23 protein-coding genes and 2 tRNA genes are annotated in these 24216 nt (G+C 68.0%); 13 read left to right on the plus strand and 12 right to left on the minus strand.

From position 1 onward, the window contains the following. The 7 genes from E3T61_RS20550 to E3T61_RS20580 form a co-directional block, all read right to left on the minus strand. On the minus strand, positions 1-457 hold a 457-nt coding region (locus tag E3T61_RS20550), incomplete at its 3' end, for a leucine zipper domain-containing protein (protein WP_166793342.1). A gap of 68 nt (positions 458-525) precedes the next feature. After that, positions 526-1554 (minus strand): LacI family DNA-binding transcriptional regulator, encoded by a 1029-nt coding sequence (locus tag E3T61_RS20555; protein WP_134642702.1) that lies wholly within the window; start codon positions 1552-1554, stop codon positions 526-528. A 10-nt stretch (positions 1555-1564) separates the two neighbouring features. Then, entirely contained in the window at positions 1565-2995 is a 1431-nt protein-coding gene (locus E3T61_RS20560; RefSeq protein ID WP_134642703.1) for a GH1 family beta-glucosidase, read from the minus strand. After that, positions 2992-3837 (minus strand): carbohydrate ABC transporter permease, encoded by an 846-nt coding sequence (locus E3T61_RS20565; protein ID WP_134642704.1) that lies wholly within the window; start codon positions 3835-3837, stop codon positions 2992-2994. Before E3T61_RS20565 ends, E3T61_RS20560 begins: the two co-directional genes overlap by 4 nt. After that, positions 3834-4823, minus strand: coding sequence for a carbohydrate ABC transporter permease (locus E3T61_RS20570; RefSeq protein ID WP_134642705.1), 990 nt, complete (start codon positions 4821-4823; stop codon positions 3834-3836). The genes E3T61_RS20565 and E3T61_RS20570 overlap by 4 nt, the downstream gene beginning before the upstream one ends. A 100-nt stretch (positions 4824-4923) precedes the next feature. Continuing rightward, positions 4924-6207: an ABC transporter substrate-binding protein gene (locus E3T61_RS20575; RefSeq protein ID WP_420898510.1), complete on the minus strand. Its 1284-nt coding sequence runs from the start codon at positions 6205-6207 to the stop codon at positions 4924-4926. A 203-nt stretch (positions 6208-6410) separates the two neighbouring features. Beyond that, positions 6411-7106, minus strand: coding sequence for an NAD(P)H-binding protein (locus tag E3T61_RS20580; protein WP_134642707.1), 696 nt, complete (start codon positions 7104-7106; stop codon positions 6411-6413). A 110-nt stretch (positions 7107-7216) separates the two neighbouring features. Between E3T61_RS20580 and E3T61_RS20585 the strand changes: the two genes are divergently transcribed. The 3 genes from E3T61_RS20585 (at position 7217) to E3T61_RS20595 (ending at position 10138) form a co-directional block, all read left to right on the plus strand. Continuing rightward, positions 7217-8071: a M15 family metallopeptidase gene (locus E3T61_RS20585; protein WP_241992727.1), complete on the plus strand. Its 855-nt coding sequence runs from the start codon at positions 7217-7219 to the stop codon at positions 8069-8071. Between the two features lie 224 nt (positions 8072-8295). Next, entirely contained in the window at positions 8296-9333 is a 1038-nt protein-coding gene (locus E3T61_RS20590; protein WP_134642709.1) for an amidase domain-containing protein, read from the plus strand. 112 nt (positions 9334-9445) lie between these two features. After that, on the plus strand, positions 9446-10138 hold the full coding sequence (locus E3T61_RS20595) for an amidase domain-containing protein (protein ID WP_166793343.1): 693 nt from the start codon (positions 9446-9448) through the stop codon (positions 10136-10138). 83 nt (positions 10139-10221) lie between these two features. Here the strand turns inward: E3T61_RS20595 and pgm are convergent, their stop codons facing one another. After that, positions 10222-11838 carry a phosphoglucomutase (alpha-D-glucose-1,6-bisphosphate-dependent) gene (gene pgm, locus E3T61_RS20600; protein WP_134642711.1) on the minus strand — a complete coding sequence of 539 codons (1617 nt, stop codon included), beginning with the start codon at positions 11836-11838 and terminating at the stop codon, positions 10222-10224. Positions 11839-11874: 36 nt separating this feature from the next. Here pgm and pheA point away from each other — a divergent pair, with 36 nt between their 5' ends. Both pheA and E3T61_RS20610 read left to right on the plus strand, forming a co-directional pair. Then, entirely contained in the window at positions 11875-12819 is a 945-nt protein-coding gene (gene pheA, locus E3T61_RS20605; RefSeq protein ID WP_134642712.1) for a prephenate dehydratase, read from the plus strand. Further along, positions 12816-13316 carry a hypothetical protein gene (locus E3T61_RS20610; protein ID WP_134642713.1) on the plus strand — a complete coding sequence of 167 codons (501 nt, stop codon included), beginning with the start codon at positions 12816-12818 and terminating at the stop codon, positions 13314-13316. The genes pheA and E3T61_RS20610 overlap by 4 nt, the downstream gene beginning before the upstream one ends. Positions 13317-13326: 10 nt before the next feature. On the opposite strand, the gene E3T61_RS20615 is transcribed toward E3T61_RS20610, so the two are convergent. Then, complete coding sequence (locus tag E3T61_RS20615; protein ID WP_241992728.1) at positions 13327-14358, minus strand: diacylglycerol/lipid kinase family protein; 1032 nt, start codon at positions 14356-14358, stop codon at positions 13327-13329. 49 nt (positions 14359-14407) lie between these two features. Between E3T61_RS20615 and serS the strand changes: the two genes are divergently transcribed. The 7 genes from serS to E3T61_RS20650 all read left to right on the plus strand — a co-directional run bounded on the left by serS (position 14408) and on the right by E3T61_RS20650 (position 20198). Next, positions 14408-15673 carry a serine--tRNA ligase gene (gene serS / locus E3T61_RS20620; RefSeq protein WP_134642714.1) on the plus strand — a complete coding sequence of 422 codons (1266 nt, stop codon included), beginning with the start codon at positions 14408-14410 and terminating at the stop codon, positions 15671-15673. Then, a complete protein-coding gene (locus E3T61_RS20625; RefSeq protein ID WP_134642715.1) occupies positions 15670-16482 on the plus strand; it encodes an HAD family hydrolase in 813 nt (270 codons plus the stop codon). The genes serS and E3T61_RS20625 overlap by 4 nt, the downstream gene beginning before the upstream one ends. 141 nt (positions 16483-16623) lie before the next feature. Beyond that, positions 16624-16708: transfer RNA gene (locus E3T61_RS20630), tRNA-Ser, on the plus strand. Between the two features lie 43 nt (positions 16709-16751). Further along, entirely contained in the window at positions 16752-18023 is a 1272-nt protein-coding gene (locus E3T61_RS20635) for an LCP family protein (protein ID WP_134642716.1), read from the plus strand. A gap of 91 nt (positions 18024-18114) precedes the next feature. Further along, positions 18115-18205, plus strand: a tRNA-Ser gene (locus E3T61_RS20640). Between the two features lie 161 nt (positions 18206-18366). After that, positions 18367-19893: a class I SAM-dependent methyltransferase gene (locus E3T61_RS20645; RefSeq protein ID WP_166793344.1), complete on the plus strand. Its 1527-nt coding sequence runs from the start codon at positions 18367-18369 to the stop codon at positions 19891-19893. Beyond that, the gene (locus E3T61_RS20650) at positions 19890-20198 is read left to right on the plus strand and encodes a hypothetical protein (RefSeq protein ID WP_134642718.1); all 309 of its coding nucleotides are present in this window, start codon (positions 19890-19892) and stop codon (positions 20196-20198) included. Before E3T61_RS20645 ends, E3T61_RS20650 begins: the two co-directional genes overlap by 4 nt. A 12-nt stretch (positions 20199-20210) precedes the next feature. On the opposite strand, the gene E3T61_RS20655 is transcribed toward E3T61_RS20650, so the two are convergent. Beyond that, positions 20211-21200 (minus strand): DUF389 domain-containing protein, encoded by a 990-nt coding sequence (locus E3T61_RS20655; protein ID WP_198418740.1) that lies wholly within the window; start codon positions 21198-21200, stop codon positions 20211-20213. 53 nt (positions 21201-21253) lie between these two features. On the opposite strand from E3T61_RS20655, the gene E3T61_RS20660 reads away from it, so the two are divergent. Further along, entirely contained in the window at positions 21254-21760 is a 507-nt protein-coding gene (locus tag E3T61_RS20660) for a metallophosphoesterase family protein (protein ID WP_134642719.1), read from the plus strand. A 16-nt stretch (positions 21761-21776) separates the two neighbouring features. Here E3T61_RS20660 and E3T61_RS20665 read toward each other — a convergent pair whose 3' ends face one another. Beyond that, the gene (locus E3T61_RS20665; RefSeq protein WP_134642720.1) at positions 21777-23546 is read right to left on the minus strand and encodes a putative bifunctional diguanylate cyclase/phosphodiesterase; all 1770 of its coding nucleotides are present in this window, start codon (positions 23544-23546) and stop codon (positions 21777-21779) included. An 87-nt stretch (positions 23547-23633) separates the two neighbouring features. Further along, positions 23634-24131: an FBP domain-containing protein gene (locus E3T61_RS20670; protein ID WP_134642721.1), complete on the minus strand. Its 498-nt coding sequence runs from the start codon at positions 24129-24131 to the stop codon at positions 23634-23636. Positions 24132-24216: the final 85 nt, after the last annotated feature.

A 24216-nucleotide genomic window follows, 5' to 3' on the forward strand; every position in this document is an offset into this window, starting at 1 on the left:
CGCCGCCGTCCGGGATGTTGCCGAGTTTCTTCACGTCGACGTGGATCAGCGACCCGGGTTTCTCATGCTCGTAACGCCGGACCGGTTCGCCGGTGCGGACGTCGACATGCCGCAACCGGTTCAGCCGGCACCGGGTCAGCACCGCATGAACAGTCGACGCCGGCATCCCGAGGCGGGCACCGATCCCGACCGGCCCGAGGCGCTTCTTCCACCGCAGGTGCACGACTTTCCGCACCAGATCCGGGCGGGTCTTGGCCGGACTGTGGTGCGGCCGCGAGGACCGGTCAGCCATCCCGTCGCGGCCCATCGCCGCATACCGGTCGGCCCACCGTTTCGCGGTCGGCCATGACACATGGAAGAACACGGCAGCATGGGCAACAGGCCAGCCGTCGTCGACGATCAGCCTCCCAATCCGTAGACGTTGAATCGGGGTGAGCGCAGCATTAGCGTGAGACACGAAGACCTCCGGGTTGAGGAATGGGACCTAGACAGCTCCACCCTCCACCGGAGGTCTTNGCGAGCCGCCTAGGCCGAGGCGCGCTGGATGAGCCGGGTCGGCATGATGTTGCGGTGCGGCACGTCGGGGTCGCCGGTGAGCAACCGCAGCAGCATGTCGGCCATGGCGAAGCCCATCTCGGCGGATGGCTGGCTGATGGTCGTCAGCGGGACCGCGGCGCCGATCGCGGCCGGACTGTCGTCGAAGGCGACGATCGCGATGTCGTCTGGCACCGCATAGCCCTGCTCCCGCAGCACGTCCAGGGCGCCGGTGGCCATCAGGTCGCTGGCCACGAAGAGCCCGTCGAGGTCTGAGCGGCGTTCGAGCAGCCGACGCATCGCCGCGGCGGCGGAGACGGCCGTGAAGTCGGCGTGTTCGACGGCATCCGCGGACAGGCCGGCCTGCTCGAGGGTGCGCTGGAAGCCGGTGAACCTGTCGATGCCGGCGGGCATGTCGATCGGTCCGGTGATGGAGCCCAGGCGTCGGCGGCCGATGTCGAGGAGGTGCTGGGTGCCGACTTGGGCGCCGGCGACGTTGTCGACGTCGACGTAGTACGTGTTCGGTCCGAAATGGTCCGATGGCCGACCGCCGAACACCAGCGGGATCAGGGACTCGATATCGGTCAGGAAGTCGTCGTGGGTGTGGTGCGAGACCACCAGCGCACCGTCCACATTGCCGCTGCGCAGGTACCGCATGGTCTTGTGGCTGGGATCGCTGGAGGCGACCAGCAGATTGAGGATGTACTGGCTCTCGTCGAGGCGCCGGGTGATGCCCTGCACGATGGCCGCGAAGTACGGGTCGCCGAAGAACCTGGTGATGTCCTCGGGGACGACCAGGGCCACGGCCTGGGTTTGCCGGCTGGCGAGCGAACGGGCGGCGCGATTGGGCACGTAATTGAGCCGTTCGATCGCCGCGGTGACCACCGCGACGATCTCCGGACTCACCTTGGTGGAACCGTTCACCACCCGGCTCACGGTGGCACGGGACACGCCAGCGGCTTCAGCCACCAACTCGAGTGTCGGTTGCGCTGGACGCGTCTGGCGCGTTCCGGTTGTCATGAAGGACATTCTATTTTGCGAGGAGCGGTTCCGCTGCCGTGGGCAGCGACCGAGCCGCGATGATGGCCGCGTAGGCGCGGCCGCTGTCCTTGACCGTGCGCCGCTGCGTGTCGTAATCGACGCGGATGATGCCGAAGCGTTTCTGGTAGCCCCAGGCCCACTCGTAGTTGTCCATCAGCGACCAGTAGAAGTAACCCTTCACGTCCACGCCCTCGTCGATCGCGTCGAGGACGGCGCCGAGGTGCAGCTCGAGGAACCGCGTTCGGTCGGCGTCGTGCACGGCGCCATCCGCTGCCACGACGTCGTCGTAGGCCGCGCCGTTCTCGGTGACGCAGAGGTCGGTGCCGGCCGGGCCGGTGTACTCGGTGGAGACCCGCACCAGCAGTTCACGCAGCCCGTCGGGCTGCACGTCCCAATCCATCGCGGTGCGCGGTAGCCCCTGGGAGTGGTTGTACACCCCGTCCGCGGCGGGAAACGGTGAACTGTTCACTCGTCCGACGGGGTCGTGTGAGAGCTGGGGGGACTCGTCCGGTCGGTCGCTCACCAGCGATCCGTTGTAGTAGTTCACGCCGAAGGTGTCGAGAGGTTGGCTGATGAGTTTCAGGTCGCCGTCCTGCACGAACCGGGCGAAGTCCAGGTGGGCCACATCATCGAGGACGTCTGCAGGGTAGCTCCCTCGAAAGAGCGGGTCCAGGAAGAATCGGTTGATCTGGCCGTCGATCCGCCGTGCCGCGTCCACGTCGCCCGGGCGGGCCGGGTCAACGGGCTTGGCCACGGTGAGGTTGAGGGTGATGCCGAGCTCCAGGCTGCTGTCGCGCTCGCGCAGGGCCTCGACGGCGAGGCCGTGGCCGAGCAGCAGGTGGTGGCCGGCGGCGAGGCCGTCGGTCTTGCTCTGCCGACCGGGCGCGTGCACGCCGGCCGTGTAGCCGACGAAGGCGGAGCACCACGGCTCGTTGAGCGTGGTCCAGACGCCGACCCGGTCGCCGAGGGCGTCGTGCACCGAGAGGGCGTAGTCGCGGAACAGTTCGGCGGTGTCGCGGTTGGCCCAGCCGCCCTTGTCCTCGAGCGCCTGGGGGAGATCCCAGTGGTACAGGGTGAGCCACGGCTTGATGCCGGCACCGAGCAGCTCGTCGACCAGGCGCGAGTAGAAGTCGACGCCCTTCGGGTTGACCGGTCCGTTGTCGGGGCGCACCCGCGACCAGGAGGTGGAGAACCTGTAGGTGCCCAGGCCCAGCTCCTTCATCAGCGCCACGTCGTCGGCGTAGCGGTGATAGTGGTCGCAGGCGACGTCACCGTTCTCCGCGTTGACGACAGCGCCGGGGATACGGCTGAAGGCATCCCAGATCGAGTCGGTGCGGCCGTCTTCGTGCGCCGCACCCTCGATCTGGTAGGCGGCCGTGGCCGCACCGAACAGGAAGTCGGACGGGAAGGCCCTGGTCATCCCTTGACCGCACCCTGCATGATGCCGGCAACGAGCTGCTTGCCGAGGAAGACGAAGAGCACGATCAGCGGGATGATCGAGAGCACCACGCCGGAGAGCACCAGCGAGTAGTCCACGTAGTAGGCGGCCTGCAGCTGCTGCAGGGCCACGGGCAGGGTGGGGTTGCCGGGGTCGAGCACGATGAACGGCCAGAAGAAGTTCGTCCAGGTGCCGATGAAGGCGAACAGGGCGAGCATCGCGGCGGCCGGCCGGGCCGCGGGCAGGCCCACGTGCCAGAAGCTGCGGATCATCGAGGCGCCGTCCATGCGCACGGCCTCGATGAGCTCGTCGGGCAGGGCGTCCTTGAGGTACTGGGTCATCCAGAACACCCCGAACGCGGTGACCAAGCCGGGGGCGATGACAGCCCAGAGGCTGCCCGTCCAGCCGAGCCGTGACATCACGATGAACAGCGGCACGATGCCCAGCTGGGTGGGCACGGCCATGGTGGCGATGACGAAGACCAGCAGGCCTTCACGGCCGCGGAACTTGAGTTTTGCGAACGCGTAGCCGGCCAGGGTGGAGAAGGCCACGACGCTCAGGGCTACGGCCGAGGACACGATGATGCTGTTCAGCAGGGCGTTCCAGAACGGGATGCTGTCGATGACGGTCGCGGCGTTGGCGAAGAAGTTGCCGCCGGGCACGAAGATCATGCCGTTCTTGTTGATGGCGGCCGCATCCTGGCTGCCGATCAGGAAGGACCACCAGATCGGGAAGAACGATCCCACCAGCACTGCGATCAGGACGCCATAGACCCAGAAGCCCGGGCGGCGGTCATGTCCGCCGATTGAACGTGACTTTCTCATGAGATTCCTCGTGCCTTGATGGGTCGAACCTTGATGGCTTTATCGCTCGTGGCGCTGATCTTCCGGCTGATGTAGAAGTTGAGCGCGGCGATCAGGATGATGATGAGGAACAGGAGCCAGGAGACGGCGGAGGCTCGGCCGAAGTTCCGCTGGTTCCAGCCCAACTCGTAGATGTAGAGGGTCAGCGTCTGCCATTGCCGGCTGGCGCCGCCCTGGCCGTACTGGTCGAACATGCGCGGCTCGTCGAAGATCTGCAGGCCACCGATGGTGGAGGTGATGATCACGAAGATGATGGTGGGGCGCATCAGCGGCACGGTGAGCGACCAGAAGGTGCGCCAGCGGCCGGCACCGTCGATGATCGCGGCCTCGTAGTAGTCGCGGGGCACTGCCTGCATGGCGGCCAGGAAGATCAGGGCGTTGTAGCCGGTCCAGCGGAAGTTGACCATGGTGGCAATCGCGAAGTGGCTGGGAATGACGTCGACGTGCCAACGGATGGACTCGAGGCCGACGGTGTTCAGCAGCTGGTTGATGACGCCGTACTTGTCACCGAACAGGTCATTGAAGATCAGGGCGACGGCGACGGGGGCCACCACGTAGGGCAGCAGCACGCCCATGCGCCAGAAGGTCTTGCCGCGCAGGTTGAAGTCGAGCACCGCGGCGATGGCGATGGCCGCGATCACCTGGGGAACGGCCGACAGCAGGAAGATGCTGAAGGTGTTGCGCAGGGAGATCCAGAAGTACGGCTGCGCGAGCACGGTCTGGAAGTTCTCGAGGCCGACGAAGTCGCCCTGGCCACCGATGAGGTTCCAGTCGTGCAGCGACACCCAGGCCGTGTACCCCAGGGGGAACAGCCCGATCAGTGCGAAGACGATGAAGAACGGTGAGATGTAAAGGTACGGGGAGAGCTTCACGTCCCAGTGGGAAAGGCGGTGGTTGAAGGCGATGCGGCGGATTGCGCGGGCATCGACTTCGGTCGCGGCTGTCATTCGAGTCCTTGAGGGTGGGAGCAGGTTGAACGAAAGGGAGCCAGGTGGAGGCAGGTGCCTCCACCTGGCGGGTACTGCGTTGGTGCGACGAACCGGCTGGTTAGCCCAGTGCCTTCACGTCAGTGACGAACTGTTCCCACGACTGTTCGCGGGTCATCGTCGCGTCTTCGACGCGAGTGAGGGCCTGCTGCATGGCGTCGTTGATCGGGAAGTACTTCACGCCCTTGAACGGGGTGACGTCAACGGCCGCGGCGCGGGTGGCGAGGATCTGGCCGACCGGTGCGTTGTTGAAGAACTCGTTCGTCGAGTCGAGCAGTTCAGGGCTCTCGAGAGCGTCGACCTGGCTCGGGAAGGTGCCCTTGGAGGCGAACGCCGAGAGCTGCTGCTCCGGGGCGGTCAGCCAAGCGGCAAGCGCCTTGGCTTCTTCGGGGTGTTCGGACTGCGTGGGAACGGTCAGGTACGAACCGCCCCAGTTGCCACCGCCACCGGGGAAGGTGTCGGCGATGTCCCAGCCGGTGACGCCGGCGGCGTTACCTTCGATGATGCCGAGCATCCAGCCCGGGCACAGCATGGTCGCGAAACCATCGTTCTGGAAGCTCGCGGTCCAGTCGTCGCTCCACTGCTGGAGGTGAGCCGAGAGGGTGCTGCTGGCGTCGAGGACGCTGTTGTACGCGGCCTTCACGTCGGGGTTCTCGGTCGCGATGACGGTTCCGTCATTCTCTTCGTAGGCGTTGTCGAACTGGTTGATGACGCCCTGCCAGGTGGCTCCGGCGGAGTCGAACCACGGCACGTTGGTGCCGGCAGCGGCGAACTTGGTTCCGGCTGCGTAGTAGCTGTCCCAGCTGTCGCCGAGGAGAGTGGCGACCTCGGCACGGTCGGTGGGCAGGCCGGCAGCGGCGAAGAGGTCGGAACGGTAGCAGACGCCCTCCGGGCCGATGTCGGTGCCGTAGGCGATCAGGTTGCCGTCGGCGTCCGTCGCGGCCTCTTCCTTCCATTCGAGCCAGCGGCCCTCGACGTCATCGCTGGACAGGTCGACGAACTGGTCGGAGTACTGCAGAAGCTCGGGGAGCCAGTCAACCTCGATGGCTTCGACGTCACTCAGGCCGCTGCCGGCGGCGAGCCGGGTGGTGAGGTTGTCGCGGGCCTCGTTGGATGTCGCGGCCTTCTTGGCGACGACGGTGATGTCCGGGTTTTCTTCCATGTACTTCTCGAACAGGCCTTCGTAGCCGAATTCGTTGAAGGTGGCGACGGTCAACTTGATCTTGCCGCCCTCTGATTCACTCGAGTCACCTGCGGGCGCACAGCCCGAGGCAAGCAAGGCGAAGGCTGCGGCGCCGGCAACGGCGGCCACAATCGTGGGGCGCGGGAAACGCTTCACGGTCACTCCTTTGTGTGTGTGGTGCTGGTGGTGTGGAGCGCCGCCGAAGAAAAGCTGTGAGAGCGCTCTCACGTGTGATGCCCACCATAGAACCCTGCCGGAGGCTGTGTCAAGAGAGCGCTCTCACGAAACCGTGCTGACAACCCATTCGTTATCTTCGCGGCGTTAAACGGCCCCCTTCGAGGGCCAGAAGCGCGACCTACCGGTCGTCAGGCGAAGGCGGCGACCGCGTCGGTCACCGATGCGGGTCCGGAAATGAGGTGCAGGATCGCGCGATCGCCCGCTCCGGTGCGCAGGAGCTCGGCCAGGACCGCGGCCACGTCGGCGCGGGGAATGCTGCCCTGGGTCTCCGGGTGCACCGCTCCGCTCTCGTCGGGTCCGGTGCGCTCGAGCCGCACGGTGCCGGTGGGCGCGTCGTCGGTGAGCGCGCCCGGCCGCACGATGGTCCAGGTGAGGTCGCGCCCCACGAGGTCCTCTTCGGCGCCGAGCTTGGCCTGCAGGTAGGCCACAAAATCGGCCGGCACTCCGTCGGGCGTGGCGCCGCCGCGCACCAGGTCGGCTCCGGTGGAGGAGATCTGCAGGAACCTCCGCACCCCGGCGGCTTCGGCTGCGTCGGCCAGCAGGACCGAGGCGCCCAGGTCGACGCTGCTCTTGCGCGCGTCTCCGCTACCGGCGCCGGCACCGGCCGCGAAGACCGCAGCATCGGCGCCGGCCATAACCTCGGCGACCTGGTCGACCGAGCTGTTCTCCAGGTCGAGGACCACGGGTTCGGCCCCGTCAAGGCGCAGGTCAGCGCCCTGCTCCGGATTGCGGATCAACCCGATCACGGTGTGTCCGTCGCGGGACAGCTCCCGGTTCAGGGATCGGGCGATTTTTCCGTGGGCACCAGCTACAACGATTCGCATACCCGGTTCAACAGGTGGTGGGGCGGAGGAATTCCCCTTTCACCGTATGCGGGAGCTTGCCCGGCGCTGCGGACGCGGGGATGTCGTCCGTGCAGGATAGGCTCGGCATCGTGTCAGAAGAATCGCGCCGGGGGGCGTCGCCGCGCGTGCGCCGTCGACGCACGCTTGTCGCGGTCACCGCAGCACTCCTGATAGTCACCGGCGGGACAGCCGTCATTCTGGGCGGTCTCACCGGGCGCGCCGCCTCGGACGAAACCGCACCGACCCCATCCGCCGTCGCTTCGGCCACCCCGACGGCCAGCACGCCGCCGCGCCCGGCGCCGTCGACAACGCCAGACCCGACACCGGCCCCCACCTTCGACCGCGCGGCCCGATCGATCGACGACCCGACCAGCATCTGGGTGGTCGTCGACAAGCTCCGCCCGCTCAACCCCACCGACTACGCTCCCGACGACCTCGTCGATGTGCCGATCCCGTTCGCGAACGCACCGCAGTTGCGGCAGGAAGCCTCGGACGCCGTCGTGGCCCTGTTCGCCGCGTTCACGGCCGAAACCGGACTGGCTCTGCAATCCCAGAGCGCGTACCGCGGCTTCGACGCCCAGACCCGGATCTACAACAACGATGTCGGCAACCTCGGTCAGGCCGGCGCGGACCTGAGCACCGCGCGCCCCGGCACCAGCGAACATCAGACCGGTCTCACCATCGACATCAGCGCCCTACCCGGCGAATGTTCGCTCAACGCCTGCTTCGCCGACACCCCGCACGGCCAGTGGCTCGCCGCCAATGCCTGGCGGTTCGGGTTCCTGCTGCGCTACCCGGCCGACAAGACCCCGGTGACCGGTTACGAATTCGAGCCATGGCATTTCCGGTACATCGGAATCGACCTGGCCACCGAGATGCACACCACCGGGGTTACCACTCTGGAAGAGTTCTTCGGCCTTCCGGCCGCACCCTCCTACGGCTGAACAACTCGCCGACGGCCGATTCAATCGATTCCATGCTCATGCATGGGTTTCGGAGGTTCTCCACAGGGTCCTGTCATGAGCAGGTGTTTCCCTAACGGGTCCCCACCCCGCCGACGAGAAACGATTCTGTGCGCCCCGCTTCCCCTCTAGACTCCCGAAAATCCAACCGACGTCAGCTCAGACTCCAGCAGAAGAGGGCCAGGCAGAAACGCCACCTCGTCATCGTGGCCGGCCTCACCGCCGGAACCACGGTGGTCGCGATCGTCACCGGCCTCGTGATCGACGGGGGCGCGTTCTCGGCCGAGGCCGGTCTCCCCGCCGCGACGGCCCAGGTCACGTCCGCCCCGACGCCCACCGCCACCATCTCGATGCCCACGGTGATCACCCCAGCCGTTCCGATCATCCGCAGCACGGTGCTCGCCGCCGATGGTGCCCCGGCCGGCCCGGTGACCGGCGGCACCCTGGTCACCGTCACCGGCACCGACCTTGAGGCCGTGACCAGCGCGAGCTTCGGCGCCCAACCGGCCCAGGTGGTGTCGGTGACGGCGGACACCGTGACGCTGCAAACGCCCGCCGCGACGGACCTCGGCGCCGTTCCGGTGACCCTGTTCACCGGCACCGGTGAACCCGTCCAAGTGGCCGGCGGAATCAGCGCCTCCGGCGATCCCGCCGCCTCGAGCAGCGCCGCCACCGCTGCCCTCGCCCAGGCCGTCGAGCCCGCGATCGGAGCCTCCATCGCGGCCGCGACGCCAGCCGCCGAACCGACGACGCCGTCCCTCACCTTCACCTATCTGCCGGACCCGAGGATCACCGCGCAGATCGATTACGCCCTCGCGCACTGGCAGGACTACAACACCGAGGTGTATGGCTCGATTGCCGGCAACGACTGCGTGAACTTCACCAGCCAGTCGCTCATCGCCCGCGGCTGGACGATGGACGCCGAGTGGTCCTTCAGCGCCGGCCAGTACAGCGCCGCCTGGGCCAGCTCAACGGTCTTTGCCGCCTATCTCAGCGCCCACCCCGAGCGGGCGACACCGCTCACGGCCGCTCAGCGTTCCGAGGTCAAGGTGGGCGATATCGTGCAGTTCGATTGGGACGACTCCGGCGACAAAGACCACACCGGCATCGTGACCCGGGTGGAGAACACGGCCTCGGGAGTTCAGGTTTACTATGCCGGTCACACGAACAACACCGACTACAGGTCAGTGGACGAATCGCTGGCCCTGGCGGGTGGCAGCGTCAGCTATTGGAGCGTCGTCTAGGTTCCGGACGGCATCGTCCGAAGACCCCGCAAGGCTCATGGTGCAGTCCCAGACTCTTCACCAAATCGTGTGGTTGGCTTAAAAGATTCGTCCCCTTCGAATAGAGGTAGTTGTGGCTTTAGCTCGACCAGCACGGATTGGCGTCATCGCCCTGGTCCTCGGCGGACTCGTCGTCGGAACCGTGGCCGTGGCAACGTCCGGCACGGATCGAACCGGCTCGGCCCAGGACGGCACGACCGCGGCCGATGTCTCCGCCGCCGGCTCGGCCGGCTCAGACGCTGCGCCGCGCCAGACGCCGGCGACCACAGCTGACCCCGTGGACGTGGACCCCGCGGTGCAGGCGCAGCTGAGCTACGCGCTGGCGCACTGGAAGGACTACAACACCGACGAGTACGGTGTGGTCACCGGCAACGACTGTGTGAACTTCACCAGCCAGTCCCTGGTGGCCAGAGGGTGGGCGATGGACGAGGACTGGTGGACCAGCGGAACCGGCTCCGACTTCGACTTCTCCTCGCCCTGGGTGAGCTCGACGGCATTCATGAACTACCTGGCCGACTCCGGCCGGGCGACCGCCCTGACCGACGACCAGCGTGATCAGGTGAAGCTCGGGGATGTTGTGCAGTTCGACTGGGACAACTCCGGCGATCGCGATCACACCGCCATCGTCTCCCGTATCGAGGGGACCGGCGACAACATCGTGATCTCCTACGCCGGACACACCGACGACACCGACTACCTGTCGGTGGACTACGCGATCACCGAGAAGCACCCGGGCGGGACCGCGTACTACTGGAGCATCCCCTAGCTCCACCCGGCCAGAACCGGTGCGCCCACAATGCCCCATCACGGATCGTGATGGGGCATTTTCGCGCAACTCGCGGGTGGGCGCTAGCTGATGGCGGCGTCGACGATGGCCTTGGCCTCGATCTGCACCTGCTTGAGGTGTTCCTTGCCCTTGAACGACTCGGCGTAGATCTTGTAGACGTCTTCGGTGCCGCTGGGCCTGGCGGCGAACCAGGCGTATTCGGTGAAGACCTTGACGCCGCTGATGGCCGCGCCGTTGCCCGGGGCATGGCTCAGCGCGCCGATGATCTTGTCGCCGGCGAGTTCGGTGGCCGTGATGGCCGCGCCGTCGAGCTTGCCCAGGGCGCTCTTCTGCGCCGGGGTGGCGACCGCGTCGATGCGCTCGTACGCCGGGGCGCCGAAGTGCTCGGCCAGCTCGGCGTAGCGCACGCTAGGCGACTTGCCGGTCACGGCCACGATCTCCGAGGCGAGCAGGGCCAGCAGGATGCCGTCCTTGTCGGTGGTCCAGACCGTTCCGTCGAAGCGGACGAAGCTGGCTCCGGCGCTCTCCTCGCCGCCGAAGGCGACCGAGCCGTCGATGAGGCCGGGCACGAACCACTTGAAGCCGACCGGCACCTCCCACAGTTCGCGGCCGAGGAACCCGGCGACGCGGTCGATCATGGTGGAGGACACCAGGGTCTTGCCGATCGCGGCGTCCGTACGCCAGCCGTCGCGGTGGCTGTACAGGTATTCGATGGCCACGGCCAGGAAATGGTTCGGGTTCATCAGGCCGGCATCCGGAGTGACGATGCCGTGCCGGTCGGCGTCGGCGTCGTTGCCGGTGAGGATGTCGAAGTCGTCTTTGTGCGCCAGCACCGACGCCATCGCGGAGGGGCTGGACGGGTCCATCCGGATCTTGCCGTCCCAGTCCAGGGTCATGAACGCCCAGGTGGGGTCGACGTGCGGGTTGACCACGGTGAGGTTCAGGTCGTAGCGGTCGCGGATGGCGGCCCAGTAGTTCACGCTCGCGCCGCCCAGCGGGTCGGCGCCGATGCGGATGCCGCTGGCCTTGATGGCCTTCATGTCGATGATGTTCTCGAGGTCGTCGACGTAGGCGCTGCGGAAGTCGTAGGTCTCCACGGCGCTCGGCTCGGCCATCCGCACGGCGCGCATCTCATCGGCGATGATCTCGTTGGCCCGGTTGGCGATCCACGAGGTGGCGTCACTGTCGGCTGGGCCGCCGTGCGGCGGGTTGTACTTGAAGCCGCCGTCCATGGGCGGGTTGTGGCTGGGGGTGACGACGATGCCGTCGGCCTGGTCGTCGTGGCCGGCCCGGTTGTAGGCCAGGATCGCGTGGGAGAGCGCCGGGGTGGGCACGTAGTCGTCGAACTCGTCGACCAGGACCCGCACGTTGTTGCCGACGAGTACCTCCAGGGCCGTGGTGGTGGCCGGTTTGCTCAGCGCGTGGGTGTCGGCGCCGATGAACAGCGGGCCGGTGATGCCCTGGCCGGTGCGGTACTCCACGATGGCCTGGGTGGTGGCGAGAATGTGGTTCTCGTTGAAGGCCGTGTTGAGCGAACTGCCTCGGTGGCCAGAGGTGCCGAAGACGACCCGCTGGGCCGTGACGGACACATCCGGCTTGAGGTCGTAATAGGCCCGGATGAGGGCCTCAACGTCGATCAGATCTGATTTCTGGGCCAGGGTGCCTGCGCGTTCGTTCATAGTGCCCAGTCTTGCACTCCAACTAGGCTGTGAGCCATGCCACAGACTCCCGATGTGCACTACAGCTTCCTGGGGCCGGCCGGGACCTTCACCGAAGCCGCGCTCGCCCAGGTGCCCGAAGCCCAGGGCCTGCCCTGGCGGGCGGTCAACAACGTGGGGGAGGCCTTCGCCGACGTGGTGAGCGGCCGCAGCGTCGCCGCGATGATCGCCATCGAGAACTCCGTCGACGGCGGGGTGAGCGCCACCCAGGACGCCCTCGCCAGCGTGCCGAACCTGCGGATCATCGGCGAATACCTGGTGCCGGTGAACTTCGTGCTTGTCGCCAGGCCCGGCACCACCCTCGAGGACGTCAAGATCGTCAACGCGCATCCGGTGGCGTACGCTCAGTGCCGCAGCTGGCTGGAGAGCACCCTGCCCAAGCACGGGCACATCCCGTCGTCGAGCAACGTGGCCGCAGCGGCCGCGCTGTTCGAACCGGGCCCGGCGGATGCCGCTGTGGCCCCGCCCGGCATCGAGAAGCACCACGACCTCACCGTGCTCGCCCGCAACATCGGCGACAACCCCAACGCCGTGACCCGGTTCGTGCTCGTCGGCCGCACCACGGTCATCCCGGCTCCGACCGGGGCCGACAAGACCAGCGTCATCGTTGAGCTGCCCGAGGACCGGGCCGGCGCCCTGCTCGAGATGCTCGAACAGTTCGCCACCCGCGGCGTCAATCTCAGCCTGATCCAGTCCAGGCCGATCGGCGACTCCCTCGGCCGCTACAGGTTCGTCATCGACGCCGACGGTCACATCCTCGACGAACGGGTCGCCGATGCACTGCTGGGACTGCGCAGATTCAGCCCCAAGGTGATCTTCCTCGGCTCGTATCCGCGGGCGGACAAGGCGGCCAATGTGTTCACCGACCGGTACGACAGCGGGGTGTTCATCGAAGCCAGGGACTGGCTGCGCGGGCTTGTCTCGGGGGAGCCGACGGAATGACCGGGTCAGGGGGGCCCGACCGGCCGGTCTTCGACCCGCGGCACGATGCCAGGTTCCAGCGCGGCTACCAGCCCGGCGACGCGCCACGCGCCCCCGAGCGGCCCGGACTGATCGGCGTGCCGCCGGCGTCCCCGGTCGCCGCGGCCGTCGGCACCGACGACTCGCTCGACCTCGACACCCTGGCCTTCGACGGTGATGACTTCCAGGACGAGCTGGAGAGCTCTCGGTGGAACCCCTTCATCGCTTTGCTCTGGGTGCTGGCCATCGTGCTTCCGGCCGGTGGCATGGTGCTGCAGTGGCAGGCCGTGAGCGGCATGTTCGGGAACAGCTCCTTCTCGGGCAACGGGGAACCGCCGGTCTCCTTTGTGCTCCAACAGTTCAGCTATCTGGTCGCGCCGCCCCTGATCTCGGCCGGGATCGTGATTTTGGGCGGCCTGCTGTTCTGGCACGCCGCGGCCTGGCGAGCACGCCGGCGCCGCATCGTCGAGGGTCGCTAGGCCGGACCGGTCAGGAATCGTCCGTCGGCTGTGCCCGGCCGGCCGGCACCCGCACCAGCAGAGCCCCGGCATCCGCCCGGAGGAACACGCTTGTCACCGGCCCGAATTCGTCGCCGTCCAGCTCGAACTCCTGCGGCTTGTCCGGCACGATCCGGATGTCGGTGCCGACCAGGGTGGTCATCGCGCGTTCGTTGTCGGCCTCGGTGAGTTCGATGATCCGCCGGCCGGCGGCCGAGCGGCGCAACACCCCGTTCTGCCAGGTCACCCGGCGCCAGATCTTGAGCCAGCCGAGCACACCCTTGGGCTGCAGCACCGCGATGTCGAGGATCCCGTCGTCCAGGCGGGCGTCGGGCAGGAGCTGGATGTTGCCAGGCAGCACCCCGCAGTTGGCGATCAGGATGGTGCTCACCAGCGCCTGGTGCTCGCTGCGGGTGCCCAGGCTGTAGCGGATGCGGAACGGTTCCGCCTTGGGGATGGCGCGCATTCCCGCATCCACGTAGGCCAGCCAGCCCACCTGCTTCTTGAGGTCGGGGCGTGTTGCGGCGATCATCTGGGCGTCGAGGCCGAGTCCGGCCATCACCAGGAAGACATGGTCGTCGATGCTGTTGTCGGCGTAGGTCACCGAGGCCACGCCCAGGTCGATGGACCTGTCGGCGCCGTCGAAAGCGATGGTGATGGCGTCGTCGAGGCTGTTCAGCGGAAGCTGCAGGTTGCGGGCCAGCAGGTTGCCGGTTCCCACCGGCAGGATGCCCAGGCTCACCTCCGAACCGCGCAGGGCTTCGGCCACCGCACGCACGGTGCCGTCGCCGCCCGCGGCGAGCACCATGGCCACACCCTGGCGGAGCGCCTGCCGGGTGACCCGCTGGCCGGGGTCGGCCACGCTCGTCTCGAGCCAGAGCGGAGCCGCCCAGCCGGCCGCTGCGGCGGCCGCGTTCACGGCCAGGCGCAACCTGTCGACATCCGTCTTCACCGGGTTGTACACCACCGCCGCGCGGCGGGCGCTCGAGAGGATCTCGCTGGGTCCGGAACTCGAGGCTGGCACCAGCACAGGCTAGCAAGGGGGGAACGGCTGGCGCTTGTAGACTGACCGAGTGATTGATCCGGTGCTGCTACGCGAAAATCCCGACCTCGTCAAGCGATCGCAGGAGGCGCGGGGTGACTCCGTCGAGGCCGTCGACGCCGCGCTCGCCGCGGATGCCGACAGGCGATCCTCCATCACAACGTTCGAGGCGCTGCGCGCGTCGCAGAACGCCTTCGGCAAGACCGTGGCGCAGGCCCCGCCCGCCGAGAAGAAGGCCCTCGTCGCCGAGGCTCAGAGCCTGGCCGCCGAGGTCAAGGCCGCCGGCGCCACCGCCGCCGAGGCCGAGGCCCGCTTCACCAGCGTGATGCGCACCATCGCCAACCCCATCATCGACGGCGTGCCCGCCGGCGGCGAAGACAATTTCGCCACCCTGCGCACCCACGGCGAGATCCCCACCTTCGACTTCGAAGCCCGCGACCACCTCGAACTGGGCGAGATGCTCGGAGCCATCGACATGGGTCGCGGCGCCAAGGTCTCCGGCGCCCGGTTCTACTTCCTGCGCGGCATCGGCGCCAGGCTCGAGATCGCCCTGATGAACATGGCGCTGGACCACGCCCTTGCGGCCGACTTCATCCCGATGATCACGCCCACCCTGGTGCGGCCGGAGATCATGGACGGCACCGGGTTCCTCGGCGAGCACGCCGATGAGATCTACCACCTGCCCGCCGACGACCTCTACCTCACCGGCACCAGCGAGGTCGCCCTCGCCGGTTACCACAGCGACGAGATCCTCGACCTGACCGACGGACCGCTCCGCTACGCCGGCTGGTCCACCTGCTACCGCCGCGAGGCCGGTTCGGGCGGTAAGGACACCCGCGGCATCATCCGGGTGCACCAGTTCAACAAGCTCGAGATGTTCACCTACGTGCTGCCCGAGAACGCCGAGGCCGAGCACAACCGGCTGGTGGCCCTGCAGGAGGGCATGCTGCAGGCCCTCGGCCTGAGCTACCGGGTGATCGACGTCGCCGCCGGCGACCTGGGCTCCAGCGCCGCCCGCAAGTACGACATCGAGGCCTGGGTGCCCACCCAGGACGCCTACCGCGAGCTCACCAGCACGAGCAACTGCACCACCTACCAGGCCCGCCGCCTGGACATCCGCTACCGCACCGAGAGCGGCAAGACCGCTCCGGTCGCGACCCTCAACGGCACTCTCGCCACCACCCGCTGGATCGTCGCCATTCTGGAGACGCACCAGCAGGCCGACGGTTCGGTCATCGTGCCCGAGGCGCTGCGACCGTACCTCGGCGGGCTCGAAGTCCTCACGCCCATCCGATGATCCGCCAGACGGACGCGCCCTGGCTCGTCGCCCTCGACATCGACGGCACCACGCTGCACGAGGACGGCACGATCAGCGAGGCCGTGATCCGTCAGGTGCGCAGGGTGCACGAGGCCGGCCACGAGATCATGCTCGCGACCGGGCGAAGCTCCGCGGCCACCCTGCCGGTGCTCGACCGCCTGGAGATCACCCCGCGGTTCGTCGTCTGCTCCAACGGGGCGATCACCCTGCGCCGCGACGCGGATGCCCCGACCGGGTACCGACGCGAATGGGTCGAGACCTTCGACCCCAGCGACGTGCTGCTCTCCATCCGCTCGCACCTCACGGACGCCAGGTACGCGGTGGAGGACGAGCACGGCTTCTACCGCTACACCGAACCGTTTCCCGACGCCACCATCGGCATCGACAGCGAGCACGTCGGCTTCGACGAGCTGCTCCGTCACGACGCCACCCGCGTCGTCGTCGTCTCTCCCGACCACGACATGGAGGACTTCCTCGCCGTGGTCGAGCGGATGGGCCTGAACCGGGTCAGCTACGCCATCGGTTGGACCGCCTGGCTGGACATCGCCCCCGACGGCGTGAACAAAGCCACCGCCATGGAACGGGTCCGCGCCGAGTGCGGCATCCCCCGCAACCGGGTGATGGCGGTCGGTGACGGGCGCAACGACATCGACATGCTGCTCTGGGCCGGTGCCGAGGGCCGGGGTGTGGCCATGGGCCAGGCGCCCGACGAGGTGCTCGAGGCCGCCACCGAGCTCACGGTGAGCGTGCAGGACGACGGCTTGGCCGTGGTGCTCAGTAGCCTCTAGGACCCAGCCGGAGGGCCGAGTCCGGCCGTGCAGGGGCTTGTCAGATTCGCGTGTCAGGCTACATATTCCGTGATCGGCTAAGATCGGGCGAAGTTCGTTGTTGGATCCGACCCGTCACGGGTTGGCCCTGCGCCGAACACGGGAGGGCTGTCCGAGCGGCCGATGGAGCCAGTCTTGAAAACTGGTGGGCAGAAATGTCTCGTGGGTTCGAATCCCACGCCCTCCGCGCCGCTAGGCGCTGCACCTGCATAATGACGAAAGGATCGTAAGTGAGCGACCAGTTGCGCCCCCGCTCGAAACGATCGAAGCAGATCAGCACAATCGCCCGACACGGCCGGCTCAAGCGGTCCAACGCATTCGCCAACATCGCCAAGGTGCTTGCCGCTTGCCTCGCCGTGGTCATGGTCAGTGGCGTGTCTGTCGCCGCCCTCGCCACTCTCAATGTGGCCACCAGCGTGAAGGATCCCATCCGCCTCGAAAGCGAGACCGAGGGTCCGATGCCGCAGATCAGCTCCATCGACGGCGGAGCCAACCTGCTCCTCGTCGGCAGCGACAGCCGGGCCGGCCAGGGCGGCGGCTATGGCGATCCCGAAGAGGAAACCGCGGTCCTCAACGACGTCACCATGCTGCTGCACATTGCCGAGGACCACAGCAGCGCGACCGTCGTCAGCTTCCCCAGAGACACCTACGTGCCCATCCCCGAGTGCACGGGACCCGACGGCGAAACCTACTCAGCGATGAGCAGCCAGAAGATCAACACCACCCTCAACTACGGCGGGCTGTCCTGCACGGTCTCCACGGTCGAGGAGCTCACCGGCCTGCCCATCCAGTACGCCGCCGTCGTGCAGTTCAACGGCGTCGCGGCCATGTCGGAGGCCGTTGGCGGGGTGCCCGTCTGCATCGCAGAGCCCATCGTGGACGAGCACACCGACCTCGACCTCGCGGCCGGCGAGCACGAGCTCAAGGGCCTTGAGGCCCTCCAGTTCCTGCGCACCCGGTACGGCGTCGGGGACGGCAGCGACCTCGGCCGCATCAGCAACCAGCAGGTCTTCCTGTCCTCGCTCGTGCGCACCCTCAAGAGCGCCGAGACGCTGAGCGACCCGATCAAGCTGTACTCGATCGCCAAGGCCGCCGTCGACAACATGGAGCTGTCCACCTCGCTGCAGAGCATGGACACCATGGTCTCCATCGCTATGGCGCTCAAGGACATTCCGCTGGACAAGGTCGTCTTCGTGCAGTACCCGGTTTACAACGTCGACGGCGGCGTCCAGCCCGACGAGAATGCGGCCGGCGACCTGATGGCCTCCATCCTCGCCGACGAGTCACCGTCGCTGGCGCCCGGTGAAGCCGACTTCCGCTCGGTAGCCGACCCTGCTGCCGGCGCCACAGAGGCACCTGTCGACCCGGCCGCCCCGGCAGACCCCGCCGACCCGGCCGCGGCCGAACCGGCCCCCACCGAGTCGGCGCTGCCCAGCAACGTCTACGGGCAGGACGCGTCCCAGTTGACCTGCTCGGCCGGCCGCACTCTGGCCGATCAGTAGGGCCGGCCCCGCCATCCGGGCCGGTGGTGTTCAAACCGGTGCCGCGGTGCAGTTAGTATGGTGGATGTGTGTTTGCGCAAGCAGACATCCGGGAGACGTCGCATAGCCCGGCTTAGTGCACCACCCTGCTAAGGTGGAGTGCCCTTCACGGGGCACCGAGGGTTCAAATCCCTCCGTCTCCGCTCTTCGAAAAGCCCGCAGGATCCTCGAGATCCGGCGGGCTTTTCTGCGCCGTGAGCAACCTTGCCTGTGAGAACTCACAGACAGTAAGGTGGACGGCAGGAGGACGGTACTTGAACATCCGATGAATTTCACCGGCTGGGCTACACGCGGCCGCAATGGAATGAAGCTCGACCTGAACCGCTCGGCGCTGGAACTTCACGGCGATACCGCCCGCGCCATCGAGGTGCGGGTTGCGGGGCGCCGTGTGCTCTCGCTGGCCGCCGACTTCGCCGAACCAGCTGCAGACGGCGTCATCCGTTACCCGCTGCCACCAGCCTTCGGCCTCACCCTGCGAGGCTGCGGGGAGCTCGTTGTGCACGCCGCCGGTGGTGGTGCCGAGCTCGCGAGGGCGCCGGTGCGCTCAGCGGTCGACCCGGACGGCGAGCTTCGCTTCACCGACGCCGCCGGTCAGGCCGTGGTCCTGAACAAGTGGGGCCACCATTCCCTCACCTTCGCTGACGCGAGCGCGGAGACAGTAGCGGACCTGTTGCGCCGTACCACCGAGGTGTTCGCGCAGCTGACCCGGTTCGGCCTGACCCCCTGGATCATGGGTGGAACATTGCTCGGGCCGGTGCGCTCGGGGGCCCTCCTCCCGCACGACGACGATGCGGATGTCGGCTACGTCAGCGCCCACGAGAACCCCGCCGACGTGGCGCTGGAAAGCTACGCCCTCCAGCGTTTCCTGGAGGAGACCGGCTACACGGTGATCCGGTACAGCGCAACGCAGATGCAGATCCTCTTCCCGGAGGAAGAAGGCACCGAGTTCCACATCGACGTGTTCGGGGGCTTCTACAGCGGCGACATGTTCATGCAGCCCTTCCACGTGCGTGCGCCGATACCCCGCGACACCTTCGAGAACCTCGCCGAGATCACCATCGACGGGTGGCCCTTCGCGGCGCCGAACCCACCCGAGCGCTGGCTCGAGGCCAACTACGGTCCGAGCTGGCGCATCCCGGATGCCGGCCACCGGTTTGTCACCCCGCCAGCCGCGGCCCGCCGGTTCGACAGCTGGTTCGGCAACACGAGCCAACAAGTGCATTTCTGGGATGAGCACAACCAGGTGAATCGGGACGAGCCGGCCCGGCCATCCGCTGCCGCCCGTGAGCTCCTGGCTCGAGCGCCCCGGGACGCCACCATCTACGAACTCGCGTTCGGCACGGGCGCTGACCTCCTGCACCTGGCCGGCGCCGGCCATCGCGTCGTGGGCGCGGACTTCTCCCCGTCGGCGGTTGCGGCCCTCACGCGCCGCCTCGGCGATGCCTACCCGGCAGTCGACCTGCGCCAGGTCGATCTGGGCGACCGCCGCCAGACCCTTGCCTTGGCGATCGCCGAGGCGAGGGTGGTCGGGCCGGCCCACGTGTTCACCGCGAACCTTCTGCACGTGATGACCACGGATGCGCGGCGGGCGTTGGTCACTCTGGTCAACGCGCTGTTGCGGCGCGGCGGGGAATGGGTGGTCACCTTCCCGACGGTGCCTGCGCCTTCGCTGAGCAACGACGACCCCACCACCTGGCACCTCACGGTGAGCCAGTTCCGGGAGCTCGTCGCTGCCGAACCGGCGTTGGAGATCAGATCCGTCGCGGTCGCCGGCCACACTGACAGACGCATCGCCACCGTGGGCGTTGCAAGAAAAGGAGGGTCGTCATGACCGCAGTGAAGAGCCTCATCGGCCGCGCCGCGCGCAAGATCGCGCCCGAGACGATGCGCACGCTGGAATACGCGGCCGGCCTCAGGCAACAGGGCGGACGCCTGCACGATGTCGCGCAGAGAGTGGACGACCTTCAGGCTCGGCTGGATCTGGTGGAACACCGACTGGCGGAGGTCGATGACACGTCGCTAGCCGTCGACGAGCTGCGCCGTGACTCGTTGCGGATCGCCGAGCTGACCGACCTCGTGGTCACCACCCTCGGCGCCCTGTCCGACGCGCCGGCAGGCTCCGAACCTCGACGATGACGCCCGGCCGGGTCAGGGAGCCGTGCTGAGTTTCACGATGGTCACCGGCGACAGGTCCACGGTGACCCGGTCCGGGTTGACCCCCGCCGCCTTAAGGGCGCTCTCCAGCCCGGCGGTGTCGGGCACCGGAGGGGCGCCCTGCACGTGCAGGGTCACTTCGGAGCCCTGGGTCGAGACCCCCGTGACCGTCCAGCCGACGCTGCCGGCCCAGTCCTGGCCGACCGACTGCACGGTGCCCTCGAGGTTGCTCCGCGCGGTGACGTCGACACTGGTGAGGGTGAGCGGCACGCCGATCAGCAGCAGCATCACTCCAAGCACCGCAACCGGGCGCAGCAGGCTCGGTGAACTCGTGTCGCCTGGTGCCCGGTGGCGGGTGAGCCGGCTCACGCCGTAGACCGACATCACCACGATGCCGGTGCCGAGGATCGCAACCACATTGGTGACAAAAAGCAGCAGTGCGCCCAGGAACTGGGCGAGGGAACCTGACTCGAGGACCAGGCCGGCCACGGTCAGCGGCGGCACTAGGGAGATGGCGATCGCAACCCCGGGCAGCGTGTCGGAGATGTCCCGCCGGACCAGAGCCACCGAGCCCACGACGCCGGTACCCAGCGCCGCCAGCAGGTCGATCAGGCGGGGGCTCACCCGGGCGGCGACCTGGGCGTTCGTGGCGGCCAGGACCGCGGTCTGCGCCAGCAGCCCGACCGCGAAGCCGATCGCCACGGCGGCCGCTGCACCGCCAAGCACCAGCAGCAGCGAGCGGATGAGGTTGGCCCGGTCGCCCAGCACCGTGGCCAGCATCGTTCCCAGGATGGGCGTCATCAGGGGCGCCACGATCATGGCGCCGATCACCGTGGCGGTGGAGTCGCCCACGATGCCCGCCGAGGCGATGATCGACGCGAGCACCAGCAGCAGCCAGAACCTCGAATACCGCGCGCTGGAGTCCGACCCGTCGAAGAAGACGGTGTCACGCATGCTTTCGCTGGTGTTGAATCGGTCGGCCACGCTGTGAACCTAGCCCTCGGGCGTTCGCGTCGGTAGTCGGGGCAGAATGGGGCATGGCCACCAGACTGCTGCTGATTTCCGACACGCACGTTCCCCAGCGCGCCCGGCGCCTGCCCGCACAGGTCTGGCGGGCCGTCGACGAAGCCGATCTGGTGCTGCACGCCGGGGACTGGGTCGAGCTGAGCCTGCATGACGAGCTGGCCGGCCGCGCGGCGGCGCTTCTGGGTGTCTACGGCAACAACGACGGCGCCGACCTCCGGGCTGTGCTGCCAGAGATCGCCAGGCGGACGATCGAGGGCATCCGGTTCGCCATGATCCACGAGACCGGCCCCGCCACCGGGAGGGAGAAGCGCATGGATCTGGCGTTCCCCGACACCGACGTGCTGGTCTTCGGGCATAGCCACATTCCCTGGGACAGCCACTCGCCCGGCGGCCTGCGGCTGCTCAACCCCGGCTCGCCGACCGACCGGCGGCGCCAGAGCGCACACACCTACCTCACCGCAGTCGCCGACAACGGGCGGCTCACCGACGTCACGCTTGTTGAGGTCTCGCCGGGCTGACGCCTGCCGGAACCGGTCAGGGCCGGGCTGCCGAGCGGTGCACGAGGAACCTCTCGACGAACTCGTCCGAGGGAACCGGCCGCGAGTACAGGTAGCCCTGCGCGAAGGAGCAGCCGCGCTGCCGCAGCCACTCCGCCTGCTCTTCGGTCTCCACCCCTTCGGCGATCACCTGCAGGCCGAGAGTCGCGGCGAGCTTGATGGTCAGGTCGGCGACCGGCGAGTCCCGCCCGGACTCGATCACGGCCACGAAGGACTGGTCGATCTTGAGCACGTCAAGGTCGATCTCGGTGAGCCGGGACAGGCTCGAGTGGCCGGTGCCGAAGTCATCCATGGAGATGAGCACCCCGGCGCCACGCAGAATCCGGATGTTGGCGCGCACGGCCGCCGTATCGGTGCCGAGGTCGGTCTCGGTGACTTCGATGCGCACCAGTCCGGGCGGCAGGCCGGTGTCGGCGCATTCGGCGAGGACGTACGCGCCGTACCCGGTCGAGGCCAGTTCGCGCGCAGAGGCGTTGATGGACACGCTCACCGGTTCGCGGTCCCAGCGACGCAGCCGGCGCCAGTCCGCCGCTCTCGCGATCGACTCGCGAATGACCCAGTGACCCAGCACCTCCATGGAACCGCTGGCTTCGCAGAGCGGGATGAACTCGGCGGGCGGCACCAGGCCCCTGGTGGGGTGCTGCCAGCGCACCAGGGCCTCTGCGCCGATGGCGGCGCCGGTGACCAGGTCGACGACGGGCTGGAAGTGCAGGAAGAACTCACCGTTCCGCAGGCCGTCCCGCACGGCCGCCGGGGAGGCGTAATAGCCGCCGTGCGTGACGATCTTGCCGCGACCGACGCGTTGGGCCTCGAAGAGCGACTTGCCGGCGCGGCCGAAGAATTCGCTTTGGGACTCGTCGCCCTCCCGCGACGAGATGCCGGCCGAGAATCCGGCCACCTGACCTTGGACCCGCGACAGCAGATCACGGGCCTGACCTGACGTGAACGAGGGCAGCAGTATCGCGAAGGCGTCGCCCTCCATGCGGGCAACGGTGGCCGTGGTCGGCAGAGCCGCAGAGACGCCGGTGACGAAGGTCACCATGGCGGCATCGCCGCCTTCCAGCCCCTCGCGACGGTTGACCAGGGCGAATTCGTTGATGTCCAGCCGCACCAGGGAAAGCGGCTCGCCCGGCGCGGTGTCGCGCATGGCGGCGCTGAGCACCTGCTCGAAGCCGCCGAAATTGGGGATGCCGGTGAGTTCGTCGGTCTCGGCCAGGAGGGCGCTGCGGGCGAACCAGGACAGGCCCAGGCCCGTCGCGAGCATGAGGAGCGACGACATGGCGACATCCGCAGCGTGGGTGCCGGGGTGCACGGCGAGCGTGATGATCGCCAGGGGAATGAACACGGCCGGGTAGACCAGGGACTGCGCGGCCGGGATGACCGCAAAAGCGATCAAGGCCAACATGCAGGGGGTCCAGGCGAAGGTGAATGTGATCGCGCTGCCGCCGGTTGCGGCTTGGCACAGCACGGCCGTGACCCCCATCCAGCACAGGGATACGTGGCGCACCGGAATGCTCATCCGGCGGCGGAACCCGGCGGTCAGGGCTCCGGAGGCGAGGAGTGCCGCTCCGACGGCCAGGAGCACGACCTCCGGTTCAGCCTGCTGCGCGGACACAAACCACGCGTAGAGGAACAGGGGCAACCCGAAGCCGATCTGGGAGAAGCCGAGCAGGAGACCGGCCGACTCGGCGGCATTGAAGAGTCCGGGGCGGTAGCCCACTCCAGAGCGCTGCGCAGAATGCGCCATGCCCCCACCCCCTGCCCCACAAGTCTCGGCCTCATCACCGAGTGGTGCCCAACCTACCGTGCCGTCCCCCGAACACGCAGTCCCCGGCTATTCGGCGGGCTTGAGTACCTCGTCGGTGAACCCCTCGAGGCGGGCGAGAAGCCCGGCGCCGCGGGAGGCGACCATCTCGGCGGGGTTCGGCTGCATCTGCGACGGCGGCGGCAGGATGCGGATGAGCGTCGAGCAGGCCAGGTCGGAGCAGATGTAGGTGCCGACGGTGTTGCCGTCCCGGCCGGCCTGGCCGGCCTTGGGCACGCTGAACAGGCTCACCTGATGGGCCGGCTGCTGGGTGCGACACAGCGAGCAGAATGCCGACATCGAACGGTTCGGCCCTCCGGTCGCGGCCCTCAGCACCATGCCAAGGGGAGCGTCGCCCCGCCAGAAGACGATGTAGCCGCGCTGCGGGGACTGCGGGTCGCGCCAGCCCAGGTACTCGCGTTCGGCCCAGATCGTCTCATGCAACCCGGGCAGCGGCATCCGCGCGATCTCGTCGGGCGTCGCGTTCACGATCGAACCCCGGATCTCGGTCGCAGACAGTGGTTTCATGATCTCCCTTGCGATGATCCGTACAGCGTAGTCGAGGCATCCGGCGGGCTCAATGGCTCCGCCCCCGGCGCTTGACGCGCCGGGG

This window comes from Cryobacterium lactosi, from assembly GCF_004403945.1.
GTDB lineage: Bacteria > Actinomycetota > Actinomycetes > Actinomycetales > Microbacteriaceae > Cryobacterium > Cryobacterium lactosi.

What these genes read in the sequence shown, in the direction of transcription:
- E3T61_RS20660 (WP_134642719.1), top strand. Translation starts at nt 21,254, where the DNA reads ATGGCCACCAGACTGCTGCTGATTTCCGACACGCACGTTCCCCAGCGC.
- E3T61_RS20565 (WP_134642704.1), bottom strand. Translation starts at nt 3,837, where the DNA reads ATGAGAAAGTCACGTTCAATCGGCGGACATGACCGCCGCCCGGGCTTC.
- E3T61_RS20555 (WP_134642702.1), bottom strand. Translation starts at nt 1,554, where the DNA reads ATGACAACCGGAACGCGCCAGACGCGTCCAGCGCAACCGACACTCGAG.
- E3T61_RS20570 (WP_134642705.1), bottom strand. Translation starts at nt 4,823, where the DNA reads ATGACAGCCGCGACCGAAGTCGATGCCCGCGCAATCCGCCGCATCGCC.
- pgm (WP_134642711.1), bottom strand. Translation starts at nt 11,838, where the DNA reads ATGAACGAACGCGCAGGCACCCTGGCCCAGAAATCAGATCTGATCGAC.
- E3T61_RS20665 (WP_134642720.1), bottom strand. Translation starts at nt 23,546, where the DNA reads ATGGCGCATTCTGCGCAGCGCTCTGGAGTGGGCTACCGCCCCGGACTC.
- E3T61_RS20645 (WP_166793344.1), top strand. Translation starts at nt 18,367, where the DNA reads ATGAAGCTCGACCTGAACCGCTCGGCGCTGGAACTTCACGGCGATACC.
- E3T61_RS20560 (WP_134642703.1), bottom strand. Translation starts at nt 2,995, where the DNA reads ATGACCAGGGCCTTCCCGTCCGACTTCCTGTTCGGTGCGGCCACGGCC.
- pheA (WP_134642712.1), top strand. Translation starts at nt 11,875, where the DNA reads ATGCCACAGACTCCCGATGTGCACTACAGCTTCCTGGGGCCGGCCGGG.
- E3T61_RS20650 (WP_134642718.1), top strand. Translation starts at nt 19,890, where the DNA reads ATGACCGCAGTGAAGAGCCTCATCGGCCGCGCCGCGCGCAAGATCGCG.
- E3T61_RS20610 (WP_134642713.1), top strand. Translation starts at nt 12,816, where the DNA reads ATGACCGGGTCAGGGGGGCCCGACCGGCCGGTCTTCGACCCGCGGCAC.
- E3T61_RS20670 (WP_134642721.1), bottom strand. Translation starts at nt 24,131, where the DNA reads ATGAAACCACTGTCTGCGACCGAGATCCGGGGTTCGATCGTGAACGCG.
- E3T61_RS20625 (WP_134642715.1), top strand. Translation starts at nt 15,670, where the DNA reads ATGATCCGCCAGACGGACGCGCCCTGGCTCGTCGCCCTCGACATCGAC.
- E3T61_RS20580 (WP_134642707.1), bottom strand. Translation starts at nt 7,106, where the DNA reads ATGCGAATCGTTGTAGCTGGTGCCCACGGAAAAATCGCCCGATCCCTG.